Origin of the sequence: Flintibacter faecis (assembly GCF_014287875.1) — a bacterium.
Lineage (GTDB): Bacteria > Bacillota > Clostridia > Oscillospirales > Oscillospiraceae > Lawsonibacter > Lawsonibacter faecis_A.
On record NZ_JACOPN010000004.1, the window covers coordinates 170,626 to 185,775 of the forward strand.

15 protein-coding genes and 1 other annotated feature are annotated in these 15,150 nt (G+C 61.9%); of the genes, 6 read left to right on the forward strand and 9 right to left on the reverse strand.

Features of this window, described 5'->3' with window-relative positions:
• Window positions 1-7: 7 nt before the first annotated feature.
• The 6 genes from H8S55_RS07510 to ruvC all read right to left on the reverse strand — a co-directional run bounded on the left by H8S55_RS07510 (window position 8) and on the right by ruvC (window position 4,764).
• Window positions 8-286, reverse strand: a complete 279-nt coding sequence (locus tag H8S55_RS07510) for a zinc-ribbon domain containing protein (protein ID WP_147562284.1) — start codon at window positions 284-286, stop codon at window positions 8-10.
• 64 nt (window positions 287-350) lie between these two features.
• Complete coding sequence (locus H8S55_RS07515) at window positions 351-989, reverse strand: sigma-70 family RNA polymerase sigma factor (RefSeq protein ID WP_186878456.1); 639 nt, start codon at window positions 987-989, stop codon at window positions 351-353.
• Window positions 990-1,075: 86 nt separating this feature from the next.
• Window positions 1,076-2,434, reverse strand: a complete 1,359-nt coding sequence (glmM, locus tag H8S55_RS07520; RefSeq protein WP_186878457.1) for a phosphoglucosamine mutase — start codon at window positions 2,432-2,434, stop codon at window positions 1,076-1,078.
• Between the two features lie 60 nt (window positions 2,435-2,494).
• Window positions 2,495-3,574 (reverse strand): Holliday junction branch migration DNA helicase RuvB, encoded by a 1,080-nt coding sequence (gene ruvB, locus H8S55_RS07525; RefSeq protein WP_186878458.1) that lies wholly within the window; start codon window positions 3,572-3,574, stop codon window positions 2,495-2,497.
• 29 nt (window positions 3,575-3,603) lie between these two features.
• Window positions 3,604-4,212, reverse strand: a complete 609-nt coding sequence (ruvA, locus tag H8S55_RS07530; RefSeq protein ID WP_186878459.1) for a Holliday junction branch migration protein RuvA — start codon at window positions 4,210-4,212, stop codon at window positions 3,604-3,606.
• 30 nt (window positions 4,213-4,242) lie between these two features.
• Complete coding sequence (gene ruvC / locus H8S55_RS07535; RefSeq protein WP_186878460.1) at window positions 4,243-4,764, reverse strand: crossover junction endodeoxyribonuclease RuvC; 522 nt, start codon at window positions 4,762-4,764, stop codon at window positions 4,243-4,245.
• 148 nt (window positions 4,765-4,912) lie between these two features.
• On the opposite strand from ruvC, the gene H8S55_RS07540 reads away from it, so the two are divergent.
• Together H8S55_RS07540 and leuA are read left to right on the forward strand one after the other, a co-directional pair.
• Window positions 4,913-5,119, forward strand: coding sequence for a DUF4177 domain-containing protein (locus tag H8S55_RS07540; protein ID WP_186878461.1), 207 nt, complete (start codon window positions 4,913-4,915; stop codon window positions 5,117-5,119).
• Between the two features lie 128 nt (window positions 5,120-5,247).
• Window positions 5,248-5,487, forward strand: a binding site (T-box leader).
• A gap of 67 nt (window positions 5,488-5,554) precedes the next feature.
• Window positions 5,555-7,252: a 2-isopropylmalate synthase gene (gene leuA / locus H8S55_RS07545; protein ID WP_186878462.1), complete on the forward strand. Its 1,698-nt coding sequence runs from the start codon at window positions 5,555-5,557 to the stop codon at window positions 7,250-7,252.
• Window positions 7,253-7,861: 609 nt separating this feature from the next.
• Here the strand turns inward: leuA and H8S55_RS07550 are convergent.
• Complete coding sequence (locus tag H8S55_RS07550; protein WP_186878463.1) at window positions 7,862-8,182, reverse strand: TfoX/Sxy family protein; 321 nt, start codon at window positions 8,180-8,182, stop codon at window positions 7,862-7,864.
• 377 nt (window positions 8,183-8,559) lie between these two features.
• Between H8S55_RS07550 and H8S55_RS07555 the strand changes: the two genes are divergently transcribed.
• From H8S55_RS07555 to H8S55_RS07565, 3 genes are all read left to right on the forward strand, one after another.
• Entirely contained in the window at window positions 8,560-10,944 is a 2,385-nt protein-coding gene (locus tag H8S55_RS07555; protein WP_186878534.1) for a phosphoketolase family protein, read from the forward strand.
• 190 nt (window positions 10,945-11,134) lie between these two features.
• Window positions 11,135-11,677 (forward strand): ECF transporter S component, encoded by a 543-nt coding sequence (locus H8S55_RS07560; RefSeq protein WP_186878464.1) that lies wholly within the window; start codon window positions 11,135-11,137, stop codon window positions 11,675-11,677.
• Between the two features lie 4 nt (window positions 11,678-11,681).
• Window positions 11,682-12,722, forward strand: coding sequence for a uridine kinase family protein (locus H8S55_RS07565; RefSeq protein ID WP_186878465.1), 1,041 nt, complete (start codon window positions 11,682-11,684; stop codon window positions 12,720-12,722).
• Window positions 12,723-13,534: 812 nt separating this feature from the next.
• On the opposite strand, the gene H8S55_RS07570 is transcribed toward H8S55_RS07565, so the two are convergent.
• Window positions 13,535-13,942 (reverse strand): DUF3842 family protein, encoded by a 408-nt coding sequence (locus tag H8S55_RS07570; protein WP_186878466.1) that lies wholly within the window; start codon window positions 13,940-13,942, stop codon window positions 13,535-13,537.
• Window positions 13,943-14,032: 90 nt separating this feature from the next.
• Between H8S55_RS07570 and H8S55_RS07575 the strand changes: the two genes are divergently transcribed.
• Window positions 14,033-14,221: a hypothetical protein gene (locus tag H8S55_RS07575; protein WP_147563303.1), complete on the forward strand. Its 189-nt coding sequence runs from the start codon at window positions 14,033-14,035 to the stop codon at window positions 14,219-14,221.
• On the opposite strand, the gene H8S55_RS07580 is transcribed toward H8S55_RS07575, so the two are convergent.
• A complete protein-coding gene (locus H8S55_RS07580; protein ID WP_186878468.1) occupies window positions 14,206-15,057 on the reverse strand; it encodes a patatin-like phospholipase family protein in 852 nt (283 codons plus the stop codon). The genes H8S55_RS07575 and H8S55_RS07580 overlap by 16 nt on opposite strands.
• Window positions 15,058-15,150 lie beyond the last annotated feature (93 nt).

Below are 15,150 nucleotides of genomic sequence, written 5' to 3' on the forward strand. Positions count from 1 at the left end.
GCTAGAATTAGCCCTGCTCACGCATCTTGGCGAAGCAGTCGCTGCAATAGACGGGACGGTCAGACTTGGGCTCGAAGGGCACCTTGGCCTCGCCGCCGCAGGCAGCGCAGACAGCGGTGAAGTACTCACGGGGGCCACGAGCCGCGTTCTTGCGGGCATCACGGCAGGCCTTGCAGCGCTGGGGCTCGTTCTGGAAGCCGCGCTCGGCATAGAACTCCTGCTCACCGGCGGTAAAGGTAAACTCGTTGCCGCACTCTTTGCATACCAGGATCTTGTCTTCGTACATGGATAATTCCCTCTCTTTGACTGTTGTCCGGCCCCGCTTAGGGTCGAACGGTGTAATATTGCGATCAGCTCTCGCTGGATACGCCGGAAGAAAATTGCTGCGCCACCTTGCGCCGAATGCGTTGGATCGCGTTGTCCACCGACTTTGTGGGGCGGCCTACCTGGCGGGCGATCTCTCCGCAGGAGAGGCCGTTGAGGTATAGGGGTAAGATGTTTCCTTCGAGCTCAGATAACTGGCCCTTCAGAGCGTCTAGTCGCTCTTTCAGTTCCTCCCTGCCGATGATGACGTCCTCGGGACTTTCGACGCTGGAAAACAGGTGTGCGTTGCTTCCATCAAAAAGAGGGGGTTCAAAAGAGACGCTGTGGTTTAGGGGGGCGTGCTTTCCGCCCTGGGCCGCACGGATGGCGGTGTACAGGCGGCTGCGGATACAGATCTCCGCATAGGTCCGAAACAGGGTATCCCGCTGGGGGTCAAAGCCCCGGATGGCGGTGAGCAGACCCAACATACCCTCCTGGATCAGGTCCTCGCTGTCCCCTCCCACCAGAAACAGGGGGCGGGCACAGGCGCGAACCAGCTGCCCATAGCGGCTGACCAGTTCGGTCTCCGCCTGGGGGTCACCCCGGGCAGCCCGCAGACACAATTCCCGGTCTAAATCGTCCGGGGACAGGTCCGCTTGCCTATTAACACTTCTGCTATCAACCATAATAAACAAAATCGCCGGATTTGTCAAGTGGCCTGTGGAAATATTTTGTTCATTTTCCCAGAACCGACAAAATCCATGGCAGATGCTTACAGCTTGGCGATCAGATCCGCCAGCCGCTGGGCGGCTTCCTGGGCGGTCTGCTGGGTCTTGGCCTCCACCATGACCCGCATCAGCGCCTCGGTACCGGAGGGACGCACCAGCACACGGCCCTCGTCGCCCAGCTTCTCCTCCTCCCCGGCCACAGCCTGGGCCAGCTCCGCACTGGCCATGACGGCCTTCTTCACGTCGTTGTTGGCCACGGGGATATTGATGAGCACCTGGGGATATCGGGGGCAGGCCCCAAAGACCTCAGAGGCCTTTTTGCCGCTCTCCTTCAGCAGGGCCAGCATCTGCAGGGCGGTCAGCTCGCCGTCTCCGGTGGTGGCGTGCTCTAAGAAGATCATGTGGCCGGACTGCTCGCCGCCGATGGCATAGCCCTTCTCCAGCATCCGCTCCAGCACGTTCCGGTCGCCCACGTTGGTACACTCCAGCTTCATGCCGTGCTCCTTCACAAACCGGTGCAGCCCCAGGTTGGACATCACCGTGGCCACCACTGTCTCGCCGGACAGCTTGCCCTTTTGCAGCAGATCCAGACCGCAGGCGGCCATGATCTGGTCTCCGTCGATGAGGTTGCCCAGCTCGTCCACCGCCAGGCACCGGTCTGCGTCGCCGTCAAAGGCGATGCCGATGTCATAGCCGCCGGCCTTGACCATGGCGGCCAGGGCATCGGTGTGGGTGGAGCCGCACTTGTCGTTGATGTTCACCCCGTCGGGGTCGGCGTTGATCACGTCGGTGCGCAGCTTGGAGAAGCGGTCAAACAGCCGGGCGGCGGTGGCGGAGGCCGCACCGTTGGCGCAGTCCACCAAAATGCGCAGCCCGCCCAGGGTGGAGTCGATGGTCCCCTCCAGGTGGTCGATATAGTCCTCCGAGGCCTTGGGGGCCACATAGCTCACCTTGCCGATGTCCCCGTGGGTCTTGCGGGGCACATTGTTGTGGCCGAAGAGGACGATGTCCTCGATCTGCTCCTCCAGCTCGTCAGAGAGCTTAAAGCCCTTGCCGTTGAAGATCTTAATGCCGTTATGCTCGAAGGGGTTGTGGCTGGCGGAGATGACGATGCCGGCGTCCGCCCCCTCGTCCACCGTCACCCAGGCCACGCCGGGGGTGGGCAGGGTGCCCAGGTCCAGCACGTCGGCCCCGGCGGTACAAAGGCCCGCAATGAGGGAGCCCTTCAGCAGGTCGCCGGAGATGCGGGTGTCCTTGCCGATGGTGACCAGGGGCTTCTCCCCCGGCTGCTTGTCCCGTGCCAACACCTGCGCCGCAGCCAGGCCCACCTTATACGCCAAGTCCGCATCCAGACCGGCGTTGACCACGCCGCGGATGCCGTCGGTCCCAAATAACTTTCCCATAGTTCGATCTCCTCATTCTTTTTAAGACTGACCCGGTCTGTAGGGCCGGTTTTTCTGTGTTTACAGGGACAGCTGGTCCAGGCCGCTGCTCTCCCCCGCCGTCACGCCGGGGACAGGCAGCCCCAGATGCTGATAGGCCTTCGCCGTGACGCACCGGCCCCTGGGGGTGCGGGTGAGAAAGCCCAGCTGCATGAGATAGGGCTCGTACACGTCCTCCAGGGTCACGGCCTCCTCGTTGATGGTGGCCGCCAGGGTGTCCAGGCCCACAGGGCCGCCCCGATAGTTTTCCATGATGCTGCGCAGCATCCGGTGGTCGATGGTGTCCAGGCCCAGATAGTCGATCTCCAGGGCGGTGAGGGCCTCGTCGGCCACCTTTTTGGTGATGACACCCCCCGCCCGCACCTGGGCGAAGTCCCGCACCCGCCGGAGCATCCGGTTGGCGATGCGTGGCGTGCCCCGGGAGCGCCGGGCGATCTCCATGGCCCCGTCGTCCTCGATGGGCACCTCCAGAATGTCCGCCGAGCGCTTGACGATGAGGGCCAGCTCCTCCGGGGTGTACAGCTCCAGCCGCAGCGTCACGCCGAAGCGGTCCCGCAGAGGGGCGGACAGCTGTCCGGCCCGGGTGGTCGCCCCGATGAGGGTGAATTTGGGCAGGTCCAGCCGCACGGAGTTGGCCGAGGGGCCCTTGCCGATGATGATGTCGATGACATAGTCCTCCATGGCCGGGTATAGGATCTCCTCCACCTGGCGGTTCAGCCGGTGGATCTCGTCCACAAAGAGGATGTCGTTCTCATTTAAGTTGGTCAGCAGGGCGGCCAGGTCCCCCGCCTTCTCGATGGCCGGGCCGGAGGTCACCCGCACGTTCACCCCCATCTCGTTGGCGATGATGCCGGACAGGGTGGTCTTGCCCAGGCCCGGGGGGCCGTGGAGCAGCACATGGTCCAGGGGCTCGCGGCGCATCTTGGCCGCCTGGATAAACACCTCCAGATTTCCCTTGGCCTTCTCCTGGCCGATGTACTCCCGCAGGGTCTTGGGCCGGAGGGAGTATTCGTTCTCATCCTCCCGGGTCAGGGAGGTGGTCACCAGAGGCTCCTCCATCTCCTGGGGGTCAAAATCCGAGTTGGAAAAATCAATAGACATTGGGTCACTTCCTATTGGCGGTCAGAAATTTAATGCTTCATCATCTTTTTCAGTGCCGCCTTGATGATCTGCTCCAGGGTCAGGCTGTCCAGCTCCAGGCCCTTCAGGGCCAGGTTGATCTCCCCCTGGGAATAGCCCAGCACGGCCAGGGCTGCGGAGGCCTCCGACAGCTTGTTCTCCGGGATGACGGTGATGCCGCTGCCGCCATAGCTCTCCCCGGCGGTGCCCAGGGTCTGGCCCTTAGCCAGCTTGTCCTTCAGCTCCAGGATCACCCGCTGGGCGATCTTTTTGCCGATGCCCGGGGCGCAGGTGAGGGCCTTCTCGTCCCCGGTGATGATGGACAGGGCCAGGTTGGCCGGGGTGGTGGCCGACAGGATGGACAACGCCGCCTTTGGCCCCACGCCGGAGACGGAGATGAGCTGGCGGAACAGGTTCAGCTCCTCCTGGGTGCCGAACCCGAACAGCTCCACAGCGTCCTCCCGGGTGTTCAGGTGGGTGAACAGCTTGGCCTTCTCCCCCTGCTTCAGCTTGGACAGGGTGTGGCTGGTGGTGCGGCAGGCATAGCCCACCCCGCCGCAGTCGATCACAGCCAGGTTGGCCTCGATATGGGCCACCGGGCCGCTGACATAGTAAAACAAAAGGATCACTCCTTGTGATGTTGTGATTTGTTATCTGGTGTCGTATTTCGCCGGATCGAACTCCCGGTCTGTGTTCAAAAGGGAGGTGGCCGCCCGGCTGTGGCAGATGGCCAGGGCCAGGGCGTCGGCGGCATCGTCGGGCCGGGGGATCTCCTTCATGTGCAGCAGGCGCTGGGTCATCAGCATCACCTGGCGCTTTTCCGCCTTGCCGTAGCCCACCACCGCCTGCTTCACCTGCATGGGGGTATACTCGAACACGGGCACCCCCAGCTTCTCGGCGGCCAGCAGGATCACCCCCCGGCCATGGGCCACGGCGATGCCGGTGGTGATGTTTTTGGTGAAAAATAACTCCTCCACCGCCATCTCATCGGGGTGAAAGGCGTGGATCAGCTCCTCCATGTCGTTGGAGATCTGCAGCAGCCGGTTGGACAGGGGGATGCCCGGCGGCGTGGTGATGACCCCATAGCGCAGCAGCTGGTTCCGATTCCGCTCCGCCCGGACCAGGCCAAACCCGATGGTGGCCACCCCGGGGTCGATGCCTAAAATGATCATGCCGCCCTCCCCTGTTCGCTGTTAGTCGTACTATTGTACCACAAAGTTTTGAAAATGGAAAGCAGAATAAATTTTGTTGCCCGGGCCGTCCGGGACATGGTACAATGATGTGGAACAAAAAGAATAAACTGCTCATGGAGGTGTCCCTATGAAAAAAGTGGAATTCGTGCGGGTCAAGTCGGAACTGAGCGGCTATGGCTTCAGCAAGGGCATGAAATACTGCTTCACCGGCATCGAAAACATCATCAAGGACCGCCTGATGGACGGCTGGTCCTTTGAGGGCTACGTCCCCGTGGAGAACCGGGGCATCGGCGACATAGAGACCCTATCGCTGATCTTTCAGAAGGAGCTGTAAGTCATCATGACGAAAAAACGAATCAGAGATATTGTGCTTGCCTTGAAAGCGAGTAATTTGACCGGGGACTGAAATATTTTTCTGTCAGTGCTTGACAAACGCCCTCTTTTTCGCTACAATCATCGTTACAACAGGCGATGACGGGAATAAAGACAGCGGCCTGCCCATTTCAGAGAGTCGGTGGTTGGTGCGAACCGATGTGTGCTCCGCTGTGTATAACTGCTCCCCGAGCCTTCTGTCTGAACAACTCAGTAGGACAGAACGTCTGGCCCCGTTATCGGCCCCGGCCTTGTTAGAGGCTTCTAAGGGCCGTTTGGGCGACCAACGGCTGAACCAGGGTGGTACCGCGTGATGTTCACGCCCCTGACTTGAACAGACAAGTCAGGGGCGTTTTTATTTTCCCTGACGGACATTTCTAAGGAGGCTCTTATCGCTATGAAACCCGGATATCAAAAGTACATTCCCTTCCAGCCCCAGAAGATCGAAAACCGCACCTGGCCCGACAGGGTCATCACCAAGGCCCCCGTCTGGTGCTCCGTGGACCTGCGGGACGGCAACCAGGCCCTGGTGGACCCCATGAACCTGCAGGAGAAGCTGGAGTATTTCCACACGCTGGTGGACATCGGCGTGAAGGAGATCGAGATCGGCTTCCCCTCCGCCAGCGAGACGGAGTACGAGATCTGCCGGGAGCTGATCGAGGGCGGCCACATCCCCGACGACGTGACCATCCAGGTGCTGGTCCAGGCCCGGGAGCACCTGATCAAGAAGACCTTCGAGGCCATTCGCGGTGCCAAGAACGTCATCCTCCACTTCTATAACTCCACCTCCACCCTCCAGCGCAAGGTGGTGTTCCACATGGATACCGACGGCATCACCAAAATCGCCACCGACGCCGCCGACCTGATCTATGAGATGAGCAAGCCCCTCATTGACCAGGGCATGAACCTGCGCTTTGAGTATTCCCCCGAGTCCTTTATGGGCACCGAGATGGACTACGCCGTGGAGATCTGCCAGGCGGTGCTGGAGCACCTCCACGCCACCCCGGAGCGCAAGGTCATCCTGAACCTGCCCACCACCGTGGAGAACTGCATGCCCAACCAGTTTGCCGACATGCTGGAGTATTTCTGCCGCAAGATCCCCGGCCGGGACAGCGCCATTATCTCCCTCCACCCCCACAACGACCGAGGCACCGGCGTGGCCACCACCGAGCTGGGCCTGCTGGCCGGGGCCGACCGTGTGGAAGCCACCCTGTTCGGCAACGGCGAGCGCACCGGCAACGTGGACATGGTCACCCTGGCCATGAACATGTGGACCCAGGGCATCGACCCGGAGCTGGACTTCCACGACATCAACAAGATCAAAGAGATGTTCGAGCGCTGCACCAAGATGCCCGTGGGCGACCGCCAGCCCTACGCCGGCAAGCTGGTGTTCACCGCCTTCTCCGGCAGCCACCAGGACGCCATCAACAAGGGCAGCCAGTATATGAAGGACTCGGGCACCGAGTATTGGGAGATCCCCTATCTGCCCATCGACCCCGCAGACGTGGGCCGGGAGTACGAGCCCATCATCCGCATCAACTCCCAGTCCGGCAAGGGCGGCGCAGCCTATATCATGGAGCACAACTTCGGCTTTGATCTGCCCAAGGCCATGCACCCGGAGTTTGGTTCGGTGGTCCAGCACGAGACCGATGCCGTAGGCACCGAGATCACCCCGGAGCGCATCAACCAGCTGTTCCACCAGACCTACATCGACGTGGATGGCCCCTACAAACTGCTCAAGCACGCCTTCCAGGAGACCATCGACGGCGAGGGCCACTCCCATGTGGCCTTCCAGGGCACCATCCAGCACACCGACACCATCTTCCAGGTGTCCGGCGAGGGCAACGGCCCCATCGATGCCTTCTTCAACGCCATCAAGGGCGAGAAGATGGCCCGCTTCTCCTTCCTGGACTACGCCTCCCACGCCATCACCGACGGCTCTGACTCCCAGGGCGTGGCCTATATCCTGCTTCAGGATCAGCGGGACGGCAAGAAGTATTGGGGCGTGGGCCTGTCCCACAACATCAACCTGGCCCCCCTGCGCGGCATCCTCTCCGCCATCAACCGCGCCAAACGCGCCAGACACCACGAGTAAGGCGTTCCTGATCTGTTCCAACGGCAAAGGCCGGTCTCCCCGGGGGCCAGCCTTTGCTTGTTGAAAAAAATCCCATCAAATCCGATTGACATTTTCTGAAATCCCGCATATAATAAATGTGGATAGAGGGCATCATCCCTCTGGTGTGACTGGCACCTAAAATCCGAAAGAGATGCCGGACTTTGGGCCGGAGCGTTGGCGGGCAACAGAAAAACCCGATATAGATGCAGTAGAATGGTCTTTGACCAGATGGAACTGAGCGTCGGCGGACGACAGAAAAACCAGTCATGAAAAGAGAAGGCGCGTGACACTGCGGTGTCGCAGTCTTCTCTTTTTTATAGGTTTAAAGGCGGATAGAGAGCGGATTTTGCATATTTGAAGCCTGAAGCTACATAGCATCTGAGTCAAAGGGACGGTTCCCGCGGGGACCGTCCCTGAGACTGTCAAAAAAGCCTGTCATTGCGAGGAGGCCCAACGGGCCGACGTGGCAATCCGTTCCTAAAACTCACGAGTATCAGCACATTCCCGACTTTTTGGTTACGGATTCCCACGTCGCTGCGCTTCTCGGAATGACAGAAAAGGGTTTATCGACACGCTGCCTTTGTTCGTTTACTTCCGTCTCTTCGCCTTTGGCGCAGGCAGTTCATCGTACATGGCGTTGAACAGGCCCGTCAGGAACGCTTTATCATCCACCTCGTCCACCAGCAGCATCTCTTTTGCCCCCGCATAGGGCAGCTCATAAATGGCCGTGGGCATATAGGCCACAGCCGCCTTCACAGGCTTCACCAGCAGCCGGTCATCATAGATGCCGCCCACGATCTTGCCCCGGTAATACAGGATGAACTCACCCATCATGGCCCGGTAAGTGATCTCCTCCAGGCCGGACAGCTGCTCCAAAATGTAATTCAGATATTCTTTTCCGGATGCCACGGTCCTCTCCCCTTTTGCGGTTTTGATCTTATTATACTTGGCCTGTCAAATCGGGGGACCGGTCCCCGATTTTCTCTCTTCTCCCCTCGACTGTTTCAATTACTCTGCCTTTCTTTCTCTGTTTTTGTTTTATCTGTGAGATATCCCGATTTTACGGGATAGCTTTCGATATGAATTGACTTTTCGCCGCTTTAGAGTATACTTAACTTAGTTCTTACTTGATCAACTCCGCCCGTCTCCCCACTGACGCAGACGTTTGCTGCGTTCAGAGTTCTTTTAAAAAGAACAAAGACGGGCTGGTTTTCTATTAAGGAGGCGCTTCCATGGCAAAAGCGGCGGACAACAGTTCAAAGGCGGCGGCCAAGGCCCCTGCCCGCATGTCGAAAAAGGACTCTCTCACCAAGGAGCAGCTCCGGGCGGTGGATGCCTGGTGGCGGGCGGCCAACTATCTGTCCGCCGGCCAGCTCTATCTGCTGGACAACCCCCTGCTGCGCCAGCCCCTGCAGCCTGAGCATCTGAAGCAGCACATCGTGGGCCACTGGGGCACCTGTCCCGGACAGAACTTCATCTACACCCATTTAAACCGGGCCATTGTGAAATATGACCTGGACATGATCTACCTCTGCGGCCCCGGCCACGGGGGCAACGCCGTGGTGGCCCAGGACTATCTGGACGGCTCCTACAGCGAGATATACCCCAACATCAGCCAGGACGTGGCCGGGATGAAGCGGCTGTTCCGCCAGTTTTCTTTCCCCGGCGGCATCCCCTGCCACACCGCGCCGGAGACCCCCGGCTCCATCAACGAGGGGGGCGAGCTGGGCTATTCCCTGGCCCACGCCTTCGGCGCGGTGATGGACAACCCCGGCCTCATCGCCGCCTGCGTGGTGGGCGACGGCGAGGCAGAGACCGGCCCCCTGGCCGCCGCATGGCACTCCAACAAGTTTTTAAACCCCATCACCGACGGGGCGGTGCTGCCCATTCTGCATCTGAACGGATTTAAGGTCTCCAACCCCACGATCTTTGCCCGCATCTCCCACGAGGAGTTGGAGATGTTCTTCAAGGGCTGCGGCTGGGAGCCCCGCTTTGTGGAGGGGGACGAGCCCCAGTCCATGCACCAGAAGATGGCCGCCGCCCTGGACTGGGCGGTGCGGGAGATCCAGCGCATTCAGGAGTACGCCCGGTCCAGCGGCGATGCCGCCCGGCCCCGCTGGCCCATGATCGTCCTGCGCACCCCCAAGGGCTGGACCGGCCCCAAGGAAGTGGACGGAAAAATCGTGGAGGGCTCCTGGCGCGCCCACCAGGCCCCCATCCCCGTCCACGACGGCCGGCCGGGGCGGCTGGAGCAGCTGGAGGCCTGGCTGCGCAGCTATCACCCCGAGGAGCTCTTTGACGAGAACGGCGCCCTCATCCCCTCCCTCCAGGACTTCGCCCCCAGGGGGGAGCGGCGCATGGGAGCCAACCCCCACGCCAACGGCGGCCTGCTGCTGCGGGACCTGCGCATCCCCGACTTTCGGGAGTACGCCCAAGAGGTGCCCCGGCCCGGTGCGGTGGAGACGGAGGACATGGCCGTTTTGGGCGGCTATGTCCGGGACCTGATGTCCCGGAACCTGGCCGGGCGGAACTTCCGCATCTTCGGGCCGGACGAGACGGCCTCCAATCGTCTGGAGCAGGTGTTCCAGGCCAGCGGCCGCCGCTGGGCCGACGAGATCGACCCGGAGACAGATTCCTGCCTCTCCCACGATGGGCGGGTGATGGATGCGGCCCTGTCCGAGCATCTGTGTCAGGGCTGGCTGGAGGGCTATCTCCTCACCGGGCGGCACGGCTTTTTCAACAGCTACGAGGCGTTCATCCGCATCGTGGACTCCATGGTCTCTCAGCACGCCAAGTGGCTGAAGGTGTGCCGCCAGCTGCCTTGGCGGCAGTCCATTGCATCGCTGAACTATGTGCTGGCCTCCAACGTGTGGCAGCAGGACCACAACGGCTTCACCCACCAGGACCCGGGCTTTCTGGACCATGTGGCCAACAAAAAGGCGGACGTGGTGCGGCTCTACCTCCCCCCCGACGCCAACTGCCTGCTGTCCTGCTTTGACCACTGCATCCAGAGTCGGAACCAGATCAACGTGATGATCGCCTCCAAGCTCCCACGGCCCCAGTGGCTGAACATGGAGGAGGCCATCAAGCACTGCACCCACGGCATCGGTATCTGGCAGTGGGCCTCCAACGACCAGGGCCATGAGCCGGACGCAGTGCTGGCCTGCTGCGGCGACACCCCCACCCTGGAGACCCTGGCCGCCGTGACCATCCTGCGCCACCACCTGCCCGACCTGAAGATCCGGGTGGTGAACGTGGTGGACCTGATGAAGCTGCAGCCCCACACCGAGCACCCCCACGGCCTTACCGACGAGGACTATGACGCCCTGTTCACCACCGATGCCCCCATCATCTTCGCCTTCCACGGCTACCCCACCCTGGTCCACGAGCTGACCTATCGCCGCCACAACAAAAAGCTCCACGTCCGGGGTTACAAGGAGGAGGGCACCATCACCACCCCCTTCGACATGCGGGTACGCAACGACATCGACCGCTTCCACCTGGTCATGGACACGGTGAAGCGCCTGCCCCAGCTGGGCAACAGCGCCGCCTATCTCATTCAGGAGATGAAGGACAAGCTGGTGGAGCACCGCCAGTACATCACCACCCACGGCCAGGATATGCCCGAGGTGCGGGACTGGAAGTGGAACGGCGGAAAGGGGATCTACTAAAAACGTTTGACCCCGCTCCTGCTCTGTGCTATACTAAAGCAAATGCTGGCATGAAGCCGGCCCCTGCGCATCCCTTCCCCTGCATTATTTCATACGGATGGAATCACATACCGCAAAGGTATCGCCTGCCCAGAAGGGCGGGGCTGCTTTTGCGGTATTTTTTATCCCGTTCAGGAAAGGAAGTTTTTCAATGACAAACACGAACCGCTCCGTCAAGAACATGGTGGTGGCCGCCCTGATGCTGGCCCTGGCCTATGTTCTGCCCAACTTTACCGGAAACATCCCCCAGATCGGCTCCATGCTGCTGCCCATGCACCTGCCCACCCTGCTGTGCGGCTTTTTGTGCGGCGGCGTGTGGGGCGCTGTGGTGGGCTTTGTGGCCCCTCTGCTCCGCTCCACTCTGTTGGGGATGCCCCCCATGTTCCCCACCGCCATCTCCATGGCCTTTGAGATGGCCGTCTACGGCCTGGTGTCCGGTGCGCTGTACCGCCGCCTGCCCAAGAACCTGGGCGGCATCTATGCCTCCCTCATCGGCGCTATGGCAGCCGGGCGTGTGGTGTGGGGCGTGGTCCGGGCCCTGCTGACCCTGACGGGCAACACCCAGTTCTCCTTTGCCGCCTTCATCGCCGGAGCCTTCACCTCCGCCATCCCCGGCATCCTCCTCCAGCTGGTGGCCATCCCCGTGGTGGTGGTGGCCCTGCAGAAGGCCCGCCTGATCCCCCAGGCCGCCTGACACCATGGAGCAGATTGCGGCGCTCCTGAAGGAGCATATCGACAGCCACCCCGGTCTGGAGACCGTGGACGCAGTAAAATTTTTGTTCCAAAGCTATCTGGGGCCGGAGCATCTGGTCCCCTCGGAGCCGGCTTCTCTGACCCGCTTGGAGGAGGAGCTGGCCCAGTGCGGCCCCGATTTTGGCCAGCCCCTGACCCAGTCCCTGGGCAACGGCCTGTGTCGGCTGAACCTCCGGCCAAGCCAAGCAGCGGGGCTCTCCCCCGCCACCCTGAACCGCCTGTTCTTTCTCACCGCCCGGCAGTTCCGGGGGGACCGGGCGGCGTTTGAAGGGGCGCTGGACCAGGTCCGGGACTTTTGCCTGCCCGGGTGGCCGGATTTTCCGGCTGACTACCGCCGCCGGGGCTGTCCGGCGGTGCGCCACAGCAGCGCCTATCGAGCGCGCTACCGCCCGGCCTATCGGGTGGTGCTGGCCCGGTTCGGGGCGCTGGTCCCCATTCTGGCGGCCATTGACCGGGAGCTGGCCCGGCGGGATCAGGTGCGCCTGGCCATCGACGGCCCCTGCGCCTCGGGCAAGTCCACCCTGGCCCGGACGCTGGCGGACATCTATGGCTGCCCGGTAATCCACATGGACGACTTTTTTCTCCGGCCCCACCAGCGCACCCCCCAGCGGCTGGAGGAGCCGGGGGGCAACGTGGACTACGAGCGCTTTGATGCCCAGGTCCTCTCCCCCCTGTGCCGGAACGAGGCCGCCCGCTATCGGCCCTGGCGGTGCCGCACCGGCGACCTGGGGCCGGAGATCGTCATTCCCCCCGCCCCTCTGGCGGTGTTTGAGGGCAGCTATTCCCTCCGCCCCGACCTGCGGGAGCGCTATCACCTGCGCATCTGGACCCAGGCCCCCTGGGACACCCGCCTGGAGCGCATCGCCCAGCGGGGCCCCGGCTGCACCGACCGCTTCCGGCAGGTCTGGATCCCCCTGGAGGACCGCTATTTCGCCGCCTGCCGGGTGAAGGAGTGCTGCCAGCTGGTTTGGAACGGGGACAATTAGTTTACAGCAAAACAGGCATCGCCGTTGGGTCGATGCCTGAGACTGTCAGAAAAGTCAGCGAAGCTGAGTGAGGGATTCCGTTTTTAGGTCAGCTTTCCGGGCAGATCATATCCGCCCCTACACCGTCTCCTGGGGTAAGAAACAAAAAGCCTTCCCCTGGGGGAAGGTGGCATGGCGCAGCCATGACGGATGAGGGGAACGCCATCGACATTTGAGTGCTTCTGACGGAACGGCCAAAGCCTTCGCCCCGCAGGGGAGAAGGTGGCATGGGCGAAGCCCATGACGGATGAGGGGGACCACGGGGGTGCACCCGTTATCGACGGGCCGCTGAGGACAGCGGCCCCTACGAAATCTATCGTAACCCTGCGTAGGGGCGGATGTCCCCATCCGCCCGTTCGAGGGCCTCCGCACCTTACGATACCCGCCCTCATCCGCCCCCTGCGGGGGCACCTTCCCCCTAGAAGGGGGAAGGCTTAGGGACGTGGGGTCGGAATCCTTCCGTCACGGGCTGCGCAGCCCTTGGCAGCTCTGCTGCCTTACGGATGCAGCGTACCCATTGCGGGCGCTGCGCCCGTGCCACCTAGCCCTATCCCTTTTGTCCCTTCGGGACATTTCCCCTTGATAAGGGGAATCGGCCTTTGACAAGGGAGGCTGCCCTCTCAGTCACGGCTAACGCCGTGCCAGCTCCCCCACAGGGGGAGCCAAGGGAACGAAGGGCAGGGCGCTGCGCTGCTTTCGCTCCTCGGAATGCCAGAAAGGATTTATTGACAGGTAAAAACGCTGCGGATGAAGTTCCGCAGCGTTTTTCTATGTCACGCTAAGGATGTTGCCAGCTGCTCCACCACCTGGGCGACATAGCCCGGCAGGGGCTGCTCCTGGACCCCGGCGATCACCACGCCGCAGCTGTTCATGGGCACCAAAAACTTTTTGGCCCGGCAGCCGCCCACGGCCTGGGCCATGGCGGGGGTCACCTCCCCCAGAATGGCGTGGGCCACTACGATGCCGATGGGCCCCAGCACTGCGTCGGCGTCCGCCACGCCCCGGACCACCGGGTTCTCCCCGGTGGCCCCGCAGTCTGCCCCGGCCTTCAGCATGGTGGCGGTGGCGATGCTGTTGGTGCCCAGGGCCCACACCTCCGCCTGGGGCAGACGGGCCTTGACCCCCTCCACCAGCAGCTTGCCCAGCCGGCCGCCCTGGCCGTCGATGACTACGATCTTCATGTAATTACTTCCTCTCCATGCGCCAATGTGCGCAAAACACAGCGCCACCGCCGGACCCCCGGCATAGAATGGGTTCGGTGGTGGTGCATTATGAATCTGTCCTCCGGCGACAGCCGGGAGCTGCTGGCTCTGGCCATAGCGCTGTCCCTCTGTCTGGCCCGGGATCAGGGCCAGGCGGAGCTGGGCCGTCTGGCCGCCTTTTTCACCGTGGTGGGTGACACTCTGGCCCTGTTCGCCCTCCAGCCCGACCTGCGGCCGCCGGATCAGGGGGTGAAATAGTCCTTCAGCTCCTCCATCCGGTCCACCGCCATCTGATAGCCCTTGGCCCACAGCAGGCGCAGCTTCTCCGGGTCCCGCTCGGTGCGGGACACCCCCATGGTGGAGTCGGGCAGGATGACCTTCACCTTCCCCTGGCGCTCCAGACGGAACAGCTCCTCCCGGTTCTCGTTGTACACATGGGCCCGGTGCTCCATCACATGCAGGAAATTGGGGTAATCCCGATAGGTCCGGTGGAGCAGCTTCTGCATGGGGTCGGACTTCCTGACATAGTCCCGGGGGTGGGTCAGCACCACCAGCAGCCGGTCGCACCCCTGCTCCAAGGCGTGCTTCCAGGGGATGGCATCGGCAATGCCCCCGTCCAGATAGGGCTGTCCGCCCAGGTGAAAGATGGGGAACATCAACGGCATGGCGCAGGTGGCCTGAAGCAGCGTGGAGTACCGGTCCCGCCGGGGCACGGGGAAATATTCCGCCTTGCCTGTGTTCAGGTTGGTCACCACCGCCTCCACCTGGCCGGGATAGGAGGCGAAAGCGTCATAATCAAATGGGATCAGCTGGTTTGGAATGGTGTCATAGGCAAATTTCAGGCCGAAATAGCACCGGTTATCTTTATCTGCCAGATTCCGCATGCCCATATACCGCTTGTCCGGGGCATAGGTGGTGACCACCTTCAAGTTTCGCCGGGGCTGTCGGGACAGATAGCTCACTCCATAGGCGATGCCGGCGGACACGCCCACCAGATAGTCGGGCATCACGTCCTGTTCCAGCAGGGCGTCACACACGCCGCTGGAGAAAATGGCCCGCAGGGCCCCACCTTCCAATACGATCCCTTTTTTCATGGCTGACCTCTCTTTGAATTTGCAAAATCGTTAGACATCTTGGTAATTATCTGAAGGGCTATTTCCTGTCATTGCGAGGAGGGCAAAGCCCGA